The following is a 21,917-nucleotide window of genomic DNA, read 5'->3' on the forward strand; positions in this document are numbered from 1 at the left end:
AGAAATCTAAAATAGCTTTGATTCAATTTGCGAAGTCCTATTTTTGTAAGCAACATAAAAAACACAAAAAACATTTATGAATACTAAATTTATTACACGTTCTTTAACGCTTTCGCTTCTGGCATTAACCTTTGCTTGTAGCTCTGACGATAATAATCAAAATGAAGATGGTTTTAGAATCATCCCGCCTTCTGCTCCTACTCCTCTGATACAACCTAGTGGTTTCTATATCGCTAATGAAGACTGGTATGGAACAGATAAGGGAACTGTGAATTTCTTAGACTATGGTTTAAATAGAAAATATAGAATCTATAGAGAGGCTAATAATGGTAAAAAATTAGGCGCAACAACTACAATGGGGGTAGCGTTCGGTGAGAATTATTATCTAGTTTCAAAACAAGATAATAGATTTGCTGTAACTGATAAAGATTTTAAGATAATCAAGACTTTTGAAGATATTCAAGGAGATGGTAGATCATTCGTTGGAGTATCAGATACTAAAGGATATATCTCAACGGGAAACGGTATCACCATCTATCATATTAACTCTCAAACTATCGGTACTAAAGTAGATGGTATCAATGGACAAACGGGTAATATGGTGTATGTAGATAGCAAAGTATATGCTGTCGTTCAAGGGAAAGGCTTAGTTATCATCAATACAGATACGGATACTGTAATTGATACAAAGGCAGGAGGATACACACAAGTAACTCTAGACAAAAATGGTATCGTATGGGCAGGTAAAGGCAGTGAAATAGAACGTATCAACCCTAAAGACACACAAGACACTAAAGCTTATAATATTGCAGCTGCTCCAATAAATGGTTCATGGGGTGCATGGAATCCTGGTTCTATGTCTCCAAGTATGAAAGAGGATGCTATTTATTGGACAAAAGGGAATAAGGTTGTAAAGTTTAATACCAAGACTGGAGAACTTAATGATGAGTTCTATGAACTAGGTCTAGATGATATGAACAATAAGTTAGCCTTCTATGGAGCTGGACTTAGAGTAGATCCTATCAAAGATGATTTAGTATTACTAATAAAAAGACCAGGATGGGGGAGTAATGGAAGTTATAACTGGACTAGAATAGTATCTAATACAGGTGCTCTAAAAGGTCAAGCCTTCATGGAAGGTGGAAATCAAGAATCTTCTTCTTATAATGACGTTAATGGTTATTTTTGGTTCCCTTCTGTACCTTTCTTCCAAGATAATAATGCTCCTGAAATCTTAGTGAACCAAATAGTATTAAAACCAAACAAAGAGTTCAGAGTAGCGCTTAAAGATATCGTAGTAGATCAAGATAGCCCATATAACTTAATCGAAAAGTCTGTAAAGAACTTAGAAAATGAGTTTGGTTATGCTACTATAGAAGGAGATGAATTAGTCATCAAAACAAATGAAAAAACAGGAAAAACATCAATGAATATGAAGGTTAGTTCTAATGGAAAGAAACTTCAAAAAGATGTTGAAATCTGGGTAAGAAACTAAATATTACTTAAGTATAAATAAACTAGAGGTCGCTATACAGCGACCTCTTTCAATATACATAAATACCTAATATTCAAGTTGTAAACATTTTAAAAATAGTTATCCATATAATCTCTTTTTTTGTACTTTTGGTTAAAATTTAAGCTATGAAAACAAGAACAATGCTTACTACATTATCACTATTTTTAGTGGTATTATTGAGTAGTTGTAACAATAAGGATATTACTTCTTCTAAAGCTCTTGATACTATAGAAGCTCACTTAGAAGATAAACCTGAGTTTGAGAGTACAACAATTCAACTAGGAACTAAGAAATTTAGAAAGAAAAAAGACAGCCTACAGATCAATCAATACAAAGTATTGGAAAAAGAAGGTTATATAGAATTTGAGAATGAGTCTGCTAAGAAAAAATGGTTGTCTAAAGATTCTATCTGGAATGTAACGGTAAAGCTAACTGAGAAAGCACATCCTTATGTCATCAATCAAAAGAGCGATAAAGTAACTGTCAAAACAATAGTGTATGCATTAGATAAAAGCAATAATCTACAACTGAATAACAGAAGTAAAAAATCTGCTACTGCCTCTGTTATGCTATCTAAACAGTATACTCCTTTTATTGTGTTCTCAAAAGACAAAAACCCGAACACAAAGTTTATTACTAAGAAGTACAAGTTTCGCTATAGTGAAGAAAACGGATGGTCTATTAACTAGAAATAATGGGAAAGAATATTACTATTTTAGTATTTATACAGCTTAGTCTAGCGATAATATCTGCTGTACTTATCTCTAAGATGTCTTTCTTAGGAAGAATAGGTATTTCGCTAATGTATAAACAATACACTGTATTTAAAACGCCTTGGAAGACTGCATTAATTATATTTGGTATTCAGGTAGCACTAATTATCATCTTAGCTCTATTTAAGTATTTCTCTTCAAGACCGATTGCTAATATGGTTACAGTAGTTTTACTTATCATAGGAGTTATAGGCGCTTACTATACGTATATCGACTTTACGAGAACTTCTCATAAGCACATGAAGTTTTACTTCCATCTAGGAGGTTATATGTTTTGGTTTAACTGGATCTTCAGTTGTCTATTCTTCTTTTGTTTAAAAGGTAAAAGAAAAGCCTTACCTTTATCAACAACTGAATTAGATCAATCTGACATTCAACCTAAGATAGATTAGGTTATATAAAAACAACAATACTACTCACACCATGAATAAACACATTATACTAATGGCTGCTATGGCTATAATGACCGTAGGCTGCAAAGAAAACAAAGCAAGTACTCCTGCCGAATCAACATCTATAAAGTCTTCTACTACGAAAACAAATGATGACAATGGTACAATGGCTATACCTATGCACGGTACTGGAGAGAATAGTTCTTCTGCTACTAATGGAAGTTTCAAAATGGATGAGAGTATGAAAAAAAATATTCAAGAACAGAAAGCTCAGGAGTAAAAAGCTTTCTTCATTTGATAAATTAGTATGACCTTAGAATTATTTGACTAGTTCTAAGGTCTTTTTATTTAATTTAAATAGAGCAATAGATAACCTATCGCGAATTAAGCTCAAAAATAAATAGTCGTAATCCGTTACTATTGTTTATTTTTGCATTCTTATTAAATTCGTTTGATATTAACAGTAATTGATATATGATACAAGAACCTAAAAGATATACTATTACAGCAGCATTGCCTTACACGAATGGACCTATCCATATCGGGCACTTAGCTGGTGTATATGTACCTGCTGATATTTATGCAAGATTCTTGCGTTTGCAAGGAAAGGACGTAGCGTTTATATGTGGAAGTGATGAGCACGGAGTAGCTATTTCTATGAAAGCTAAAAAAGAGGGAATTACTCCTCAACAAGTAATTGATAAATACAATGGTATTATCAAGCAATCTTTTATGGACTTCGGTATCTCTTTAGACAATTACTCTCGTACTTCATCTTCTATTCACCATCAGACAGCTTCTGAATTCTTCAAGAAGCTATACAATGAAGGTAAATTCATAGAAGAAGTTACAGAACAATTATACGATGAGAAAGCTGATCAGTTCTTAGCTGACCGTTTCGTGACAGGTACTTGTCCTAAATGTGCTAATGAAGAGGCTTATGGAGACCAATGTGAAAAATGTGGTACTTCATTAAATGCAACAGATTTAATCAATCCTAAATCTACTATCACTGGGACTAAACCAATCTTAAAGTCAACAAAACATTGGTTCTTACCATTAGACCAATATGATACATTCTTACGTGAGTGGATCTTAGAAGGTCATAAAAATGACTGGAAACCTAATGTATACGGACAAGTTAAATCTTGGTTAGAAGATGGATTAAAGCCTCGTGCTGTAACTCGTGACTTAGACTGGGGTATCCCTGTACCTGTAGAAGGTGCGGAAGGAAAAGTTCTTTATGTGTGGTTTGATGCTCCTATCGGATACATCTCTTCTACTAAAGAATGGGCTGCAAGAGAAGGTAAAGACTGGGAACCGTATTGGAAGTCTGATGATACGAAGTTAGTACACTTCATCGGTAAGGATAATATTGTATTCCACTGTGTGATATTCCCTGCAATGTTAAAAGCAGAAGGAAGCTATATCTTACCTGATAATGTACCTGCTAATGAGTTCTTAAACTTAGAAGGGAACAAACTATCTACGTCTAAAAATTGGGCAGTATGGCTTCACGAGTACTTAGAAGATTTCCCTGGTAAACAAGATGTATTGCGTTATGCCTTAACTTCTAATGCTCCTGAGACAAAAGACAACGACTTTACTTGGAAAGACTTCCAAGCTAGAAATAACAATGAGTTAGTAGCTATATTCGGTAACTTCATTAACCGCGTAGTAGTATTAACTAATAAATATTATGAAGGTGTAGTGCCTCACCCTAATGAATTCTCTGATGTTGATATCGCTACATTAACTGAGTTAAGAGCTTACCCTAGTGTTATTGAAAGTTCTGTAGAGCGCTATAGATTCAGAGAGGCATTGTCAGAAATGATGAATGTAGCTCGTCTTGGTAATAAGTACTTGGCTGATGAAGAACCTTGGAAACTAATCAAAGAGAACCCAGAAAGAGTGAAAACACAAATGTATGTAGCACTACAAATAGCTGCTGCACTAAGTACTCTTGCTGAACCTTTCTTGCCATTTAGTGCGAATAAACTTAAATCTATGCTTAAGTTAGAGAATCCTATTAACTGGAGTACTATAGCTGAAGATAAAGTATTATTACCTGCAGGACACACTATCGGACAAGCTGAACTACTATTTGCTAAGATAGAAGACGAAGAAGTACAGAAACAATTAGACCGTCTAGAAGCTTCTAAAAAAGCTAATGCTGCTGCTGCAAAAGTAGTAGAGCCTCAAAAAGAGACAGCTACTTATGAAGACTTCGCTAAGTTAGACTTACGTGTAGGTACTATCGTAGAGGCTGAAAAAATGCCAAAAGCAAATAAGCTTTTAGTACTAAAAGTAGATACTGGTATGGATGTCCGTACTATCGTATCAGGTATTGCTGAACACTTCAAACCTGAGGATATCATCGGCAAGAGAGTGACGGTATTAGCGAACCTTGCTCCTCGTGCCCTAAGAGGTGTGGAGAGTCAAGGTATGATACTAATGACTGAAGACCAAGATGGTAAGTTAGTATTCGTGAATCCAGACGAACAAAATGTAAAAAACGGAGCTACGATTAATTAATCGAAGCTTTAAAAATAACAGAAAAGGCAGACCTTTAAAAGAGTCTGCCTTTTGCTTTTAGTTTACTATCCTCTAATATTCGCTCACTTTATCTAATAGAGCTATCTCTTCTACTGATAACTTAATCTCAGTAGAACGTATTAAACTTTTTAACTGAGAGCTCGATGTAGCACTAACGATAGGAGTACTAATAGACGGTTTGTGCACTTGCCATGCTATAGCAATCTCTGCAATAGTAGCATTGTGCTGTTTCGCAAATATTTCTAGTTGATCTATAATACGCATTCCTCTTTCATTAATATACCCTTTCACCATATCCTTTCTAGAACTACCTTCTATATCTTCTAAGTTTCTATACTTACCACTTAAAAAGCCACTTGCTAAAGCAAAATAACTCATTACAGCTAACTTCTCTTCTTCTACTAAAGGCAAGTACTCATGCTCATACTTCTCTCTATCATATAGGTTATAAAGAGGCTGTATAGCTATATACTGAGCCCATCCCTTTTCTCGTGCGATAGCATTACTTGATTCAATGCGTTCAACCTCTAAATTAGATGCTCCTAAATATCTTACTTTACCAGCCTTCACTAAATTATTAAAAGTCTCCATCGTTTCTTCTTGCAAAGTGTCTAAGTCATCATAGTGAGAGAAGTATAAATCAATATAATCTGTATTCAATCTCTTCAGTGAGGCATCCACACATCCTTCAATATATTCTCTCTTAAGTCCTTTTGTTCCATCTCCCATACGACCACCAACTTTAGTAGAGAGAACGATATCGTGACGCTTTTTACTCTCTTTAAACCACTTCCCTATTATTGCTTCTGATTCACCACCTACATTACCTGGTGCCCAATGAGAATAGTTGTTCGCTGTATCTATAAAAGTTAGTCCATTATCATACAGCTCATCCAACATCTTAAATGATTCTTTCTCATCTAAAGTCCATCCAAAGACATTTCCTCCAAAAGACAAAGCAGGAACATACAATTCCGACTTTCCAAATTTATATTTTGTCATATTTATACATTTCTATTATAACTCTAAAGTTAAGCAATAAAAAAAGGAGACCAGTAATGATCTCCTTTTTTATGATATATTTTATAATAACTTATTAGAAGTTATAACGCAATGTAAAGTTCCAAGTTCTACCGTTTCCGAAGTAAACTTCGTTTGCAGTATCAACACCTTTCCAATTTACATTATTAGCTTTACTATCTCCGTTGTGGATATTAGTTCTAGAATAAGAAATGTAAGTTGTATCAAATACGTTATTAACGTTAGCACGCATTGTTACACTATTTTTCTTTTCTTTTCCAACATGCATTTTGTATGATAATCCAGCATCAAATAAGTTGAAAGAAGGTAATGAAATAGATCCATTATGATCTGCTTTTCCAAAATCATTTGGATTAATTGCAGCATAGAACTTATCATTGTAACGGAAGTTACCATCAACTTTTAATCCAGGCAATACTTCATAAGCAGCTCCTAAGTTAACAATAAACTGAGGCGCATCACCAACCTTAACTCCATCTAAATATAAAGTTTTTTGCATTGGCTTATTAGTATTTGGGTCATTAATTGGAGCATTAGTTGCTTCATCTAAGAAATCAGCAGTAACATTTCCTTTATAATTCCAATCTCCCCATGATAAAGATCCTGTAATGTCTAAACGATCAATAGGATTATAAACAAAGTCCATTTCTAATCCCATATGGATTTGTTCAATTCCATATAAGTTAGCATAACCAGGAGTTTGTGTTCCATTAGATCCTACACCAAACACATCTCTTTCGAAAATACGTTGAATTCTATCTTTCCAAGAAGTACGGTATAAGTTCACGTTTGCTCTAAAGTTGTCAAGGCGTAAACCATATCCTAACTCTAATCCGAATATTTTTTCATTTTTAAGATTAGGGTTAATATCATTTCTATTATTGATATATACACCATTATTCATGAATGGTTGACGAGAGAAATATCCAGAGTTAACAAAAACATTGTGGTTCTCATTAATATTATAATTAAAACCTCCTTTAATACTTCCTCCTGATAAACTCTTCCAAGAAGTTTTATATTCTTCAGCGCCACTTTCAGTATTACGATTATAAGTCATATAATCAATTCTTCTGAACCATTGATTAGAGATCGATCCTTGAACGAAAACAGTTAAATCATTTTTAGAATACTCAACTTGTCCGAATCCACCTAACCATTTTACGTTACCATCATTATCGTAAGCTACTTTCTGACGATCTCCCCAATCAGCCCATGGATTAGCAGGAGCTTTACTAGTATAAGTTTGAGTAATAACTCTTGAACCTGCAGTTTTATTTGAAGCATCTACAAATCCAGGAGCACCTAATAAATCATCTAATACTTGGAAATGGTATCCTACATAAGTACGAGCATCAACTCCAATATCGAAGTTCCAATTCTCATTAACTTTAGCATTTAAGTTCATTACTGTACCATACCAATCGTGTGAGTTAATACTTGCACGACGAACAAATCCACTATTCTTGTCTGAATAGTACTCACCATTTATCATTTTCTTATCTGCTCCAAAATCAGCAACATGTTTTCCTGAGTTCCAAGCAGCTATATCATCAAAACGAATGTGACCATTTTGGTCTTTAAACATTTCGTGTCTTTGGTCTTTTCCATTAATCTTTCCAAGAGCACCGTTACCACCACCACGTCCCCAAGAACCGTAAGCAACTGTGTTTAATGTGAAGATATCATTGATTTTATAATCCCAGTTTAATGAAGCGATTGGTTTATTATAGAAGTTTCTAGCCCATGAGTAACCTTCACCTTGATACATTCCATAATCAGGATTGTATTTTCTATTTGGTTTACCATCTTCGCTATACTTCATGTAGTCAGCAATAGTTGGATTAGTACTTCTTTGGTTATGCCATTGATTAGCCCCTGTAAAAGTAAACTGTACGTTGTGACGACTATCTTTTGAACGGTAACCTAATCCTAAGAAATAAGCTACACTTTCGAAGTCTGTCCCTTCTACATACCCATTACCTCTAGTATAAGACATTAATAAAGATGCAGATAAACCGCTATCTAAAATACCAGTATTATAAGATGCCGATCCTTTAAAATAATCATTATTTCCAACACCAGCAGATAACGAACCTCCTTCTCTCATGTCAGAAGTTTTCGTTAAGATGTTCATAGTTCCTCCTACAGAAGAAATAGCGATTTTAGAAGATCCTAAACCTCTTTGAACTTGAACAGCAGAAGCAACGTCTTGTGCACCAGCCCAGTTTGACCAATACACAGAACCACCTTCCATATCATTAACAGGCATACCGTTAACTAATACAGCGATGTTCTTTTGATCAAATCCACGAATATTCATTTTAGAATCTCCAAATCCTCCTCCTCCTTGAGAAGCATAAACAGATGGAGTTGTGTTTAAAATTTCAGGAAACTCTTGAGAACCAAGTTTTTCTTGAATTTCAGCAGCTTTAATTGTAGAAACTGCTACTGGAGTTTTACGATCTTTCGCTACGTCAGCAACACCCATAATAACGATGTCATCTAACAAGTTTTCGTCTGCAGCAAGTACTACAGATCCAAGATCAGCTTTCTTATCAGCGCCAACTTTGAAAGCTACAGTTTTAGATTGATAACCAATAAAAGAGATAACCACCTCTCCTTTATCTCCAGAAACCGTCAATTCGAATTTACCATCCATATCAGATGACGTACCGTTTTGAGTCCCCTTTACTATCACTGTTGCTCCAGGTAATCCCGATTGGAATTCACCATCCACAACTATACCAGTGATTTTGTTTTGTGAAAGTGCAGATACTGAGGTAAATACCATTGCCATCATCAGCATCCAGTTCTTCAAGTTTTTCATTTTGTAAGTGTAAGTGATAAAATTATTTTCGCAACAAATGTACAAAAACATCCATACTCAATGTTACCAAAACATTAAAATTAACGTTTTATCACTATTTAGACTTATTCTACAACTCTATTTTTTACAAAATAATGCAATAAAAAAGCTGTAGAACTATCATGTTCACATATATTTTTAGATTTAATTTCATTTTGTATATTCTTTGCCAAAATCTTTCCATACTCTACGCCGAATTGATCAAAGCTATAAATATTCCAAATTACTCCTTGAACGAACGTCTTATGTTCATATAATGCAATTAACTCACCTAAACTTTTAGGAGTTAATTTGTCTATTAAAATTGTATTTGATGGTTTATTACCACAAAACTCTCTAAAGTTACTTAAAAAAGATCCTCCATCACTTTCATACTCTTCTCCTATCTTTCCATTCAATAAAGCCTCACTTTGACCAAAGAAGTTAGACATCAATATATCGTGATTAGTACTCTCTTTAAAATGGGGATTTACAAAACCAATAAAATCAATAGGAATCACTTTAGTACCTTGATGAAACAATTGAAAAAAGGCATGTTGAGCAGAAACTCCTACCTCTCCCCAAATTAAAGTCCCAGTTTGATAGTTAACAGGATTACCACTCCTGTCTTTATTCTTTCCGTTACTTTCCATAATCATCTGCTGTAAGTGAGCTGGTAATTTACCAAGCAACTGGCTATAAGGAACGACTGCTTCAGTCTCATATCCATAAAAATTATTATACCATATACTTAGAAGAGCCATTAACACAGGTAGGTTCTCTTTAAAATCAGCTTCTTTAAAATGCCTATCCATTGTATGAGCTCCTTGTAGAAGTTGTTCAAAATGATCATAACCGACAGCTAAAGCAATCGAAATCCCAACAGCACTCCACAGAGAAAACCTTCCACCTACAAAGTCCCACATAGGATAAATATTCTCACGCTTTACACCGAAACTCATTGCTTCTTGAATAGCAACAGATACACCAACATAATGTGAACTTAAATCTACATCGCCTAAACTACTCTCTAACCAATACTTAATTTTCTTTGCATTTTCTATAGTTTCTTGAGTAGTAAATGTCTTAGAAACAATAAGAACTAAAGTAGTTTCTGGATTAAGTTTATTCAATACAGACTGTAGATAATCATCATCAACATTAGAAATATAATGCATTCCTAATTCTGTACGATAATTTGCCAATGCATGCACGACCATCTTAGGTCCTAAGTCAGACCCCCCAATACCTACATTAATTACATCCGTAAATTTCTTACCAGAATAAGATGTATAACTGCCGTTCAATACTTTAGCCGTAAACTCTTTAATACGCTCACGTGTCTCTTGTATCTCTGTTATAACATTTTCACCATTTACTATAACAGCGGATTTATCAGACAAATCTCTAAGCGCTGTATGTAATACAGCTCTTTTCTCAGTTGCGTTAATAATATCTCCCTTATACATTGCCTGAATTGCATCTTTTAGATTCAATTCATTAGCAAGTCCCAACAACATTTCTATTGTTTCCTCTGTAATCTTATTCTTTGAATAGTCTAATAGAAAATCTTCCCACTGAATATTCATTTTATTAGCTCTTTCAGGGTCTTTGGCAAACAACTCTTGCATCTGAACAAACTCCATTTGACCGTAATGCTCCCTAAGCTTCTTCCAAGCTAAAGTTCCAGAAGGATTTATACTCTCTAACATCTCTACAACTAACTAACTTTTATTCTCCTTTAAATTTTTCGTTTAATGCTTTATCTAATTCAGCTTTAAGCGGTGTAATATATTCTTTAAATGCTGGTAAATCTTTCTTTTCCATTGGCACAGAGTTAGGCAAAGATTGACTCAAAGGATCAACCTGTACCCCATTTTTCCAAAAGCGATAACATACGTGTGGCCCAGTAGCTAGACCTGTACTTCCTACCAGTCCAATTGTCTGTCCCTGATCTACTCTTTGTCCTACTTTCACAAGTATCTTTGACATATGTAGATATTGAGTAGAATATGTCCCATTGTGTTTTACTTTTACAAAGTTACCATTTCCTGCCGTATATCCAGCTCTTTCTACGACACCAGATGCCGTAGTCATAATTGGTGTTCCTGTAGGAGCAGCATAATCAGTCCCGTTATGTGATTTCCATCTCTTTTGCACAGGGTGAAAACGATTTTTAGAATACTTAGATGTGATTCTAAAAAATTTAAGTGGCGCCTTCAAAAACATAGCTTTCATTGGTCGCCCTTCTTCATCAAAATATTCAGTAGATTTAGAATCTTGTCTTTTATAAGGAAAAGAATATAAATCCTTACCTCGATATCTAAAATAAGCCGCGTCTATCTTAGACACTCCTAAATAAATAGTATCGTTAATATACTTCTCCTCTATTGTAAAAGCAAATCTATCTTCTGGTTGCAATTTAAAGAAGTCAATAGACCATGCAAAGATTTGTGACATTTTAGTTGCTAATGACTGATCTACTCCTTCTTTACTTAAGCTTAACGAAAGGGATCCCTCTATCTCTGACGCAACTGTTCTGCGTTTTATAGTTACTGGATATGTTATTGTATATGCACTCACAGAGTCACGCAAATCTATCACTTGATATCCAGAGATATTAGGATGGTATATAAATGCCGCTAATTTCTCTTGTTCCTTTCTATACTTAACTAGAGCATAAGGCTGACCAACACGAATATTACGTACATTGAATGTATCTTTTACTTGCGTAACTATATTGTGGACTTCAGTAGAACCAATATTATTATCTCCAAAGATCTTTCCAATATTATCTCCACTTCGAATAGTATCTTCTACTAAAATGTAATCTTTTAAATCAAAACCATATAATTCTCCTACAATCTCTTCTACATGCTCTTTTTCTGGTTGGGCTTCTATAGTAACCTCTTCCGTTTTTTTACATGAGATAAGTGCTGTAGCGATTAGTACACTATAAATAAATTGCTTCAAAACTCTAAAATATCTTTATTTTCAACTTCTTCTCCTTTACTATTTTCCCCAATTCGCTTTTTCTTCCTCACTCCATAACTCTGGAAAGAATATACGCTTCTGATATTGTGGCAACATATACTTTTTCCAATCGCTTCCTCCAGTAGCTTCTTTTGTTTCTCCTGGATTACTTTCAAGATACTTAAGTGCAGCTTCATAATGCCCCATTACCCACACAACATTAACTGTTTTATCAAAATGACGCATTGCTTCTACCAACCCCTTATCTGATTTGGCTTCTAGGGGTAATTTCACAAATTTCTGCCATAAATTTGTTTTTTCATAATCTTTCATGGCTTTAACAAAAATTTCACAATATCTGTTTTCGAACTCCTTCAATAGATATGACTTCTCTCCTGTCTTATAGTCTTTACCTGCTGCCTGCCAATACATATATTCTAACGCCTCTTTTTCAGAAATATTTTGTGCTAAATCATTTACAAATCTCTTATCGATTAAATTAATCCAATCTGTACAACCAAACTCAATTAATCGATACTGACTACTCTGAAATCCACTTGCAGGAGCTAAAGTATTTCTAAATTTCAAATACTGTTCTACCTCCATACCATCTTTCATAATCGTAAACGAAGACGTAAGCATATCAAAGTAACGACTTATTCTAGCTAACCGTTCTTTAAAAAACTCTACCGTTAAGCTCTCATCATTACACTCACTTACTTGATTCAGCTCCCACAATATCATTTTAAATAATAGCTCATTTACTTGATGATACATAATAAACACCATCTCATCGGGCAAGACGGTTCTCTGAGTCTGGAGATTTAGCAATGCATCTGTTTGGATATAATCCCAATACGTAATAGGTTTAGCATATAACATGCCTTCTATTTGAGTTTCTGCTTTAATTCCTAAATCATTAAAGCGATCCACTACCTCAGAGAATTTTTTATCGATCATACTTTTATTAACTAATTATTTTACGAATTCTAGCTTCGTCACTAAATTCTTATAATCCTCTAAATCAGCTTTAAGAGAACCTACTGCTAGACTAGCTTTGATACGTACTGGCACTTTATTAGCATCAGCACTTACCCAAACTGTCAAACTTTCTTTTTCTTTAAACACACGACCAGCCATCACATAAGGACGAAATTTTAAAGTTTTCAATTTACCAAAATTTGTCTTTAAAACTTCCTCTCCTAGATATTTTAATTTAAATTTAAATATTTCTCCATCGAAGAACATATCTATCTCTACGGACTCACCTACTTTAAGGTCATTTAACCCAGGATACTTACGTAAATAATAGAAAGAAGATACGATATCTTGCACGCTTTTAGTAACTGTATATTGCTTCTCTGTCTTCTTTTCATAATCCTTTACAGTGACTTTCATATTCTTGTAGTTAAACCACCCTTCTTGGTCCTTCGTATACCCCCCTTCATCTATTTTTCGAATAAAACGATGAGGAATTACTTCTTTCTTTTCAAAATAACTCTCGTAGTTATCATATACTTTAAAAAACATTTTAGGCACACCTGTAGTATAGCCTATCCCTTTAGCATGATAGACAGGAATACCATTATGCACAGTATCTGTCAAACGCAAAGTAGCAATACCAGCATTTAACAACCCATAACTAATTCTAAATTTTAGGAATTCACCTTTATCAAAAGCCCTCACAGAAGATTGTGAGTACAGAAAACTTGTGGAAAATATAAACACAAGTAATATTAGAAGATTCTTTTTCATATTGGTTGTTTTTTATTCAAAAATAGCAAACAAAAAAACCCAGCCAAAGAAATGACTGAGTTTTTATGCTATTAACCAACCAAAAAACTATAAATTATGAAAAATTTATTACACTCAAATAAAGCTTATGACGACCTTATTTTTGCGAGTGCAAATGTATAGCTTTTTACGGACTATTACTACCTTGATTGGTTTTTAACTTTTATTTAACCAAACAAGTCTCCAAAAGACCTGTTTTAATATTTAATTAACTGAATCTTAAAGCGTTCCTCTTTTCTCTTGTTCACGTTCTATTGACTCAAATAAGGCTTTAAAGTTACCTGCACCAAATCCTCTAGCTCCCATTCTTTGAATAATTTCGAAGAATAAAGTCGGCCTATCCTCTACAGGCTTCGTAAATATCTGTAATAAATATCCTTCTTCATCTGCATCAATCATGATACCGAGCTTCTGAAGTTCTTTGATATCTTCTTTCATCATATCCATATGTACCCCTAGTCGAGCAGGAATCATATCATAATATGCTTGTGGTGGAGCAGATAAAAACTCAACACCTCTTTCTTTCATAGCAGCTACAGTCTTGATGATATCATCAGTAGCTACCGCGATATGTTGTACTCCAGGACCATTATAGAAATCTAAATATTCTTCTACTTGTGATCTTTTCGCTCCTTCCGCAGGCTCATTAATAGGGAATTTAATACGACCATTCCCGTTAGACATAACCTTACTCATTAAGGCAGAATACTCCGTATTGATTTGTTTATCATCGAAAGATAAGAAGTTTACGAATCCCATCACATCCTCATACCACTTTACCCAAGTATTCATCTCATTCCATCCCACATTACCTACCATGTGATCTACGTATTTTAATCCAACAGGAGTAGGGTTATAATCGCTCTCCCATGTTTTAAACCCTGGTAAGAATGTACCTGTATAATTTTTGCGCTCTACGAACATATGTACTGTCTCTCCATACGTATAGATACCTGCACGTACTACTTCACCGTACTCATCTTTCTCTACAGTAGGTGCCATAAATGACTTAGCACCGCGACTAGTAGTCTCTTCATACGCTTTGCGAGCATCTTCTACCCATAACGCTACCACTTTTACACCATCACCATGCTGTACGATATGGTTATTTAATTCTGACTCTGCCGTTAAAGGTGTAGTCAATACTATTCTGATTTTATCCTGTACTAATACATAAGAAGCTCTATCTCTTACTCCTGTCTCTAATCCTGCATAAGCTAAAGATTGAAAACCAAAAGCTGTTTTATAAAAGTGAGCTGCTTGCTTAGCATTCCCAACAATAAATTCTACGTAATCTGTTCCTAATAGAGGCAAAAAATCTTGCGCTCCTTCAAATATTTTTTCTAAGCCAAATTCAACTGACTTTACTTCTTTACTCATAATATATAGTTTTTATAGGTTGTTGTTTGATTGTTATTTCTCAGGTTCTAACCATGATTGATAATATTGTTCATCTGCTATCTTCATCGCCTCCTCTGTTACCATAAGAGGTTTAAAAGTATCTACCATCACTGCTAACTCTTGTGTCTCAGTCTTACCTATCGAACGCTCTGCAGCACCAGGATGTGGTCCATGAGGTATACCTGCAGGATGCAAAGAGATATGACCTGGAGCAATATCATTACGACTCATAAAGTCTCCATCTACATAATACAATACCTCATCACTGTCAATATTGCTGTGATTATAAGGTGCTGGAATAGAATCTGGATGATAGTCATATAAGCGAGGTACAAAAGAACACACTACGAATGCATCTGTCTCAAATGTTTGATGCACTGGTGGTGGTTGATGAATCCTACCTGTTATTGGTTCGAAGTCATGAATAGAGAACGCATAAGGATAATTATAGCCATCATATCCTACAACATCAAAAGGATGTGTAGCATAGACCATCTCAAATATCTCATCTTGCTTTCTTACTTTAATAAGAAAATCTCCTGTCTCATTAAAAGTTTCTAATACATCAGGACGTCTGATATCACGCTCACAGAATGGAGAATGTTCTAATAACTGTCCAAACCAGTTGCGATAACGCTTAGGTGTATAGATAGGACGTTTAGACTCTACGATAAATAGTCTGTTATCTTCTGTATCAAAATCGATCTGATAAATAATACCACGAGGAATCAATAGATAATCTCCATACTTAAAAGTAAGGTTACCTAACATCGTACGCAATGTACCTGTCCCCTTATGAATAAAAATTAATTCATCAGAATCCGTGTTTTTATAAAAGTAGTCTCTTAATGATTGTTTAGGTGCCGCTAATACAATGGTACAGTCACTATTGGTCAAAACTGCTTTTCGGCTTTCTAAATAATCATTCTCAGGAGCTACCTGAAAACCACGTAAACGATAAGATTGAATATGATTAGACTTTGCTATTTTAGGCGCAACACTATACTGTCCTAGAATCTTCTTTACCTGAGTAGGTCGGTGCTCGTGATACATATTGGTATACATACCATCGAAGCCAATTGTACCAAACAATTGCTCATAATATAAGTCCCCATTTTCCTTTCGGAATACGGTGTGACGTTTAGGGGGAATACTCCCTAAGTGATGATATAAAGGCATAATTACTTAATATTTTTGGTTGGTGATTCAGATTCCTGATTAAACATAAAAGAATAGACAACGTCAAACATACAAGGCAATGCATCTAAAGATATCTTGTGAAGTCAACCTCAACAGAGCTGCCAGGTCAAAATGTATAGAAAGGTGTAGCTATAAAAGTCATAATAAGCTACTACTTTACATACACTAGGGTACATTATAACATTTGGCTAATGTTTAATTAGGAATAATATAAAAATAAAAGTATTCATTCAGGCTTGCGCTTGATGAGAAACTTTAAATAAGCCAATAAACCGTCCCATTGTGTTTTCATAATAACACAAATATCGAAATAAAAATGAATTATACAATTTTTTGTCCAAAAATATTTTACATATCCCTAACAAAACACAAATTAAACACACATATCAGCAAATAGCAGTACTACTACATAGTAAAGAATAAAAAGCGGGTATATTAAAACTGTGCGTTTTAACATACCCGCTTTGATATGATCTAATACATCTAGAACCAGAATCCTACTGAGAATATAGTATAAGTACTACCTGTCTCTGGAGAATAAGTAAACTTAGCTTCTATAGGCCCTATCATCGTTTGCATCCCATATCCTACTGCATATCCAGAATACTTCGCCTTAGTGAACCAATCAGAGCTCGAGAAGATCTTCTCTCCAGCATTCGCATAATTAGCAGTAAAATTAATATGGTGCTTCTTAAATATTTCATAATCAAAAGTAATACCTCCCATAATGAAAGAGTCTCCTCCGATACCTAATAATTCATATCCAAAGAAAGGAATAACATTATCTCTATCCGCAAATCCATAGCCTCCTAAAGCATATCCAAATCCAAGACTTGGAGTACTTCCTATCACAGTTCCTAATCTAGATTTGATATCCACTGCTAACTTATCTGTGATACGCGTAGCATATCCTATCTGTCCTGTCAGTGTCGAAAAGTTATCAAAGTCATGTGGAACATAATTCGCATTTTCTGTTGAATAAAAATAGTTCTTATACTCTCCTTTAAACAAGAATCCTTTGCGTGGGAAATATCTGTTATCATAAGTATCCATCGTCACATTCGCAAATCCTCCTAAGTAGTGATTCCTATCAAACCTTGAATTAGGCAAGTTTAATGTCTTACTTCTAATATCTAAGAAACGATGTTCAAAACCGATATTCAACAAATACTTCTGCTGATAAAAAGTCTGGAAGTATAACTTGTTTTCTAAATCTGCATAATCCACTCCGAACTTAGCAGGCGCATTCTCTATGTTTATTTCGCCTCCACTTGTCCCTACTAACATTGCATAAGGTAGATCTCGACTAAACTGATTATACCTAGAAGAAACACCTACACTCCAGTAAAATCCATTATCGACAAAGTAATTAAAGTTATAACGTACATTATCCCCTAATGCCAAATCTAATGACGCCACATCACTCTTCGTGAAAAGGTGCTTCTGAGTAACGTTGACTAATGCTGCTGCCTTATATAACCCATCATAGTGCACTCCTAGTTTCAGATAACGGTTAACAGGATTCTCTACTAGTTCCATCTTCATCTTATCCTTATCCCCATCAGCTTCGAACTTATAGGTCATACTACTAAAGTTTTCAGTACCATTTAGCTGTGTAATACCCTCTGCTAACTGGTCAAAAGAAATCTTACTATTCGGCTTAAACCCTAATTTACCGTGTACGTATCTTCTTGTATACTTATTCAGCCCTTTAATATCAATGTCTGTTATCGCAATAGAATCCGATTGTTTAGGTAAGAAATGATCTTTAGCAACATCCTTATTTCCTCCTAATAATTTTAAATCAACGATAACTTTATTCGCAGCATCTACCCCTCTTTCTATAATCGGCTTTCCTTCGTCAAATGATACCACAGTATAACCAACAATATCAGGCTTAATGTATACATCTGTCTTAGGAAGTTTACTCTTCATCTGATTAATCGTAGAGTAATTTGATATCTGCAATAGTAAATCAGGCGCTCCTTCTATCTGTTCTATTGTTTTAAGGTCATCTTGTACATCTACCCCGATAACGATATCAGCCCCCATAGCTCTTAACTGATCAATTGGATAGTTATTAACCACCCCACCATCTATTAAATGCTTGCCATCTATCTTCACTGGAGCAAATAATGAAGGAAACGCCCCACTAGCTAAAATAACCTGTGGTAAATACCCCTCTTTTAAAACAACTCCTTCTCCTGTCTCTAAATCAGTCGCTATACATAAAAACGGAATCTGTAGCTCACTAAAATCTCTAACATGACGAACGTGAGCTAATAGCTTATTCATCAAGTTATAGTTGTACATTCCTCTTGATAAAGCTTTAGGAAACCCAATTCTAAACTTATCGAAAGGCAATGTCAGTGCATAGATCTCATCATTCTTCTTCTCATAAAACGATTTAGATATACGAGGGATATAATCCTTAATCAAAGCCGAAACATCAATACTATTAAAAATAGAATCCAACTCTGTAGCAGTATATCCTGAAGCGTATAACCCTCCTACGATAGCTCCCATACTCGTACCGGCTATATAATCCACCTTCACACCTTCTTCTTCTAATACTTTTAGCACTCCGATATGAGCTAATCCCTTAGCACCACCTCCACTCAGTACTAAACCTACTTTTGGTCTATCTTTCTCTCCCTCTGAAGCATAACTATTTGATACTAAAAGGATAGAGCAAAATATTAGTAATATTATTCTATACATCACTATGTTAATTTTTCCTCTAATTTACTTGAAAAAAATCAAATACAAGCTTCCCTTTTGACTTTCCTATTACTTTTTCTAAGTCTTCTAAGCTAGCTTCTTTGATTCTCTTCGTTGATTTAAAATGATTCATCAGTGTCGTTTTTGTTTTCTCTCCAACACCACTGATCCCATCAAGCTCACTTGTTATCGCGTTCTTACTGCGTTGGTTTCTATGAAATGTCAACCCAAATCGGTGTGCTTCATCTCTAAGGTGTATGATCACCTTCATCGTCTCAGATCGCTTATCTAAATACAAGGGAACACTATCTCCTGGATAGAAGATTTCTTCTAATCGCTCTGCCAAACTGATAATAGACACCTTCCCTCTAATCCCTAATCGCTCAAGGCAATTAACTGCTACACCTAACTGTCCCTTACCTCCATCTATCACAATAAGATCAGGTAATGGTTGTCCTTCTTCTATCACACGCTTATAACGTCTATACACGATCTCTTCCATCGTATCATAGTCATTAGGTCCTTCTACAGTCTTCACATTGAAGTGGCGGTAATCTTTCTTACTAGGTTTTCCGTCTTTAAAGACAACACAAGCAGACACGGGATTAGTCCCCTGTATATTCGAGTTATCAAAACACTCTATATGGCGTGGCTCTACATGCATACGCAAGTCCTTCTTCATCTGTGTCATGATACGGTTCACATGACGCTCTGGATCCACTATCTTAATCTGTTTAAGCTGATCTATTCTATAATACTTAGCATTGCGCTCTGATAAGTCTAGTAATTTCTTCTTGTCTCCAAGCTTAGGAACAGTCACATGTATCCCTTCTTGCACCTCAACATCAAAAGGAACAATAATCTCTTTAGAATTCAAGTGAAAGCGCTCTCTTAATTCCGTTATCGCAAGCTCTAATAACTCCTCATCTGTCTCGTCTAACTTCTTCTTCAACTCCATCGTATGCGAACGAATGATCGCACCATAAGACACTTGTAGAAAGTTAACATAAGCAGCTCCTTCATCCGAGATGATAGAGAACACATCCACATTGCTAATCTTAGAACTAACAATAGTAGACTTAGACTGATAATTCTCTAACAGATCTATTTTATCTTTTACCTTTTGTGCCTCTTCAAATTCCATATTAGAAGCCAACTCCATCATATAATCCTTAAACTCCTTTAGACTCTCTTTAAAATTCCCTTTCAAGATGTCTCGGATAGCTCTGATCTTATTGTCGTATTGCTTATCACTCTCACGCTCTTCACATGGCCCACCACAGTTGCCAATATGATACTCTAGACACACCTTATACTTCCCACTGCGCACATTACTAGTCGTCAAATCTAGATTACACGTGCGCAACGGATATAATTCTTTAATTAAATCAATCAATGTATGCACAGTCTTGATACTCGTATAAGGCCCGAAGTACTCTGACCCATCCTTCACCATACGACGTGTAGTAAACACTCTCGGAAAAGGTTCTTTCTTAATACATATCCATGGATAACTCTTATCGTCCTTTAGCAATACATTATAACGTGGCTGTAACTGCTTAATCAAGTTATTTTCTAGCAGTAATGCATCTGTCTCCGTAGGCACAACGATATGCTTTATCGTCACAATCTTCTTCACCAACACATTTGTCTTGGCGTTATCATGTATTTTATTAAAGTACGAACTAACCCTTTTCTTTAAGTTTTTAGCCTTACCTACATACAGTATCTTATCATCCTTATCATAGTATTGATATACTCCTGGCTGATCTGGTAATGTCTGTATCTGTACCGCTAAAGAAGGTGAAACCTGCATAAGTAAATATTATACTCACAAAAATACTAAAACTATTTCCTTTGCTAAAAAAACTGTTCAGTTTATACAAGACGCTATGCTTCGTTGTCGCAGATTTGCAATCCGTGACATTATACTAACACTATTTATACTCCGCACGGATTACAAATCCGCGCGAACTGCTAAACTAAACGAACGACCTCACGCAATACTTATTGTCGTGGATTCGTTTTCGCGGATTTGCAATCCGTGACATTATAAACTATATAAATACCTCTACAATATCCAATTCGTTTTCTAATCTATTATAGTTACGAGCAGAACTAAAATAATAATCCTCTGCTTTAACCACAATCTTTTCCTCCACAGGATTCTGATGTATATAATTAATCTTTTGTCTTATAAACTTGTTTGAATATATCTCTTCAGCATGATACCCATCTTGCCATACTTTATACTGTTGGTTTCTTTTAAGATAAACACAACTCTGTTCAAAATATCCTAATAACCATTCGCGTCTACTCTCTGGCTCTTCATTTATCGTTTCAATAATTTTCTTACTTGTGAATTTTTTAAAATCACGCATTATTTCAGCAATTGTAAGTTTACCATTACTTCTACAAAACATATGTAGATGGCTATGCATTAAAACGTAAGCATAAATCTCTAATCCTTTATTCTTTTGACAGTATCTCAAAGCATCAATAATAACATATTTCTGACTTAAACGAGTGAACACATCTACCCATCCCACAGTAGTAATAGTTATAAAATAAGCTTTATCTAATTCAAGAGCTTTGTACTTCGTAGACATTATGGCACTATTTTTAAAATTAGAAATAACACCTAAAGTTAAACACTAGAAATAAAAAAGAATAATACTAATCAAAGCAATTTTCATGGTTTA

At 34.8% G+C, this 21,917-nt stretch carries 16 protein-coding genes; 5 read left to right on the plus strand and 11 right to left on the minus strand.

The genetic code is table 11. The annotated features are described in order from the left end of the window. The first annotated feature begins 76 nt into the window (after positions 1 to 76). The 5 genes from AABL85_RS00670 to metG all read left to right on the plus strand — a co-directional run bounded on the left by AABL85_RS00670 (position 77) and on the right by metG (position 5,216). Entirely contained in the window at positions 77 to 1,495 is a 1,419-nt protein-coding gene (locus AABL85_RS00670) for a DUF5074 domain-containing protein (RefSeq protein ID WP_341308827.1), read from the plus strand. 146 nt (positions 1,496 to 1,641) lie between these two features. Beyond that, on the plus strand, positions 1,642 to 2,205 hold the full coding sequence (locus AABL85_RS00675; RefSeq protein ID WP_341308828.1) for a hypothetical protein: 564 nt from the start codon (positions 1,642 to 1,644) through the stop codon (positions 2,203 to 2,205). Between the two features lie 5 nt (positions 2,206 to 2,210). Beyond that, the gene (locus tag AABL85_RS00680; protein WP_341308829.1) at positions 2,211 to 2,681 is read left to right on the plus strand and encodes a cytochrome d ubiquinol oxidase subunit II; all 471 of its coding nucleotides are present in this window, start codon (positions 2,211 to 2,213) and stop codon (positions 2,679 to 2,681) included. A 31-nt stretch (positions 2,682 to 2,712) separates the two neighbouring features. Continuing rightward, on the plus strand, positions 2,713 to 2,961 hold the full coding sequence (locus tag AABL85_RS00685; protein WP_341308830.1) for a hypothetical protein: 249 nt from the start codon (positions 2,713 to 2,715) through the stop codon (positions 2,959 to 2,961). Between the two features lie 194 nt (positions 2,962 to 3,155). Then, complete coding sequence (gene metG / locus AABL85_RS00690; protein ID WP_286414799.1) at positions 3,156 to 5,216, plus strand: methionine--tRNA ligase; 2,061 nt, start codon at positions 3,156 to 3,158, stop codon at positions 5,214 to 5,216. A gap of 72 nt (positions 5,217 to 5,288) precedes the next feature. Here the strand turns inward: metG and AABL85_RS00695 are convergent, their stop codons facing one another. The 11 genes from AABL85_RS00695 to AABL85_RS00745 all read right to left on the minus strand — a co-directional run bounded on the left by AABL85_RS00695 (position 5,289) and on the right by AABL85_RS00745 (position 21,824). Next, positions 5,289 to 6,239 (minus strand): aldo/keto reductase, encoded by a 951-nt coding sequence (locus AABL85_RS00695; RefSeq protein WP_341308831.1) that lies wholly within the window; start codon positions 6,237 to 6,239, stop codon positions 5,289 to 5,291. 94 nt (positions 6,240 to 6,333) lie between these two features. Further along, positions 6,334 to 9,108 (minus strand): TonB-dependent receptor, encoded by a 2,775-nt coding sequence (locus AABL85_RS00700; RefSeq protein WP_341308832.1) that lies wholly within the window; start codon positions 9,106 to 9,108, stop codon positions 6,334 to 6,336. Positions 9,109 to 9,212: 104 nt separating this feature from the next. Beyond that, complete coding sequence (gene pgi, locus AABL85_RS00705; RefSeq protein ID WP_341308833.1) at positions 9,213 to 10,838, minus strand: glucose-6-phosphate isomerase; 1,626 nt, start codon at positions 10,836 to 10,838, stop codon at positions 9,213 to 9,215. A 19-nt stretch (positions 10,839 to 10,857) separates the two neighbouring features. Beyond that, a complete protein-coding gene (locus AABL85_RS00710; protein WP_286414808.1) occupies positions 10,858 to 12,099 on the minus strand; it encodes a M23 family metallopeptidase in 1,242 nt (413 codons plus the stop codon). Between the two features lie 39 nt (positions 12,100 to 12,138). Beyond that, the gene (locus AABL85_RS00715) at positions 12,139 to 13,059 is read right to left on the minus strand and encodes a tryptophan 2,3-dioxygenase family protein (RefSeq protein WP_341308834.1); all 921 of its coding nucleotides are present in this window, start codon (positions 13,057 to 13,059) and stop codon (positions 12,139 to 12,141) included. 15 nt (positions 13,060 to 13,074) lie between these two features. Continuing rightward, positions 13,075 to 13,854, minus strand: a complete 780-nt coding sequence (locus tag AABL85_RS00720; RefSeq protein ID WP_286414814.1) for a DUF3108 domain-containing protein — start codon at positions 13,852 to 13,854, stop codon at positions 13,075 to 13,077. Between the two features lie 258 nt (positions 13,855 to 14,112). Then, the gene (gene hppD / locus AABL85_RS00725; protein WP_286414815.1) at positions 14,113 to 15,273 is read right to left on the minus strand and encodes a 4-hydroxyphenylpyruvate dioxygenase; all 1,161 of its coding nucleotides are present in this window, start codon (positions 15,271 to 15,273) and stop codon (positions 14,113 to 14,115) included. A 33-nt stretch (positions 15,274 to 15,306) separates the two neighbouring features. Then, complete coding sequence (locus AABL85_RS00730) at positions 15,307 to 16,473, minus strand: homogentisate 1,2-dioxygenase (protein WP_286414816.1); 1,167 nt, start codon at positions 16,471 to 16,473, stop codon at positions 15,307 to 15,309. Positions 16,474 to 16,977: 504 nt separating this feature from the next. Continuing rightward, positions 16,978 to 19,215, minus strand: coding sequence for a patatin-like phospholipase family protein (locus AABL85_RS00735; RefSeq protein WP_341308835.1), 2,238 nt, complete (start codon positions 19,213 to 19,215; stop codon positions 16,978 to 16,980). A gap of 19 nt (positions 19,216 to 19,234) precedes the next feature. Beyond that, entirely contained in the window at positions 19,235 to 21,031 is a 1,797-nt protein-coding gene (uvrC, locus tag AABL85_RS00740; RefSeq protein ID WP_341308836.1) for an excinuclease ABC subunit UvrC, read from the minus strand. A gap of 241 nt (positions 21,032 to 21,272) precedes the next feature. Beyond that, positions 21,273 to 21,824 (minus strand): REP-associated tyrosine transposase, encoded by a 552-nt coding sequence (locus AABL85_RS00745; protein WP_341308837.1) that lies wholly within the window; start codon positions 21,822 to 21,824, stop codon positions 21,273 to 21,275. Positions 21,825 to 21,917: the final 93 nt, after the last annotated feature.

It is taken from the genome of Myroides odoratimimus, from assembly GCF_038039805.1.
In the GTDB taxonomy this organism is placed as follows: domain Bacteria; phylum Bacteroidota; class Bacteroidia; order Flavobacteriales; family Flavobacteriaceae; genus Flavobacterium; species Flavobacterium odoratimimum_B.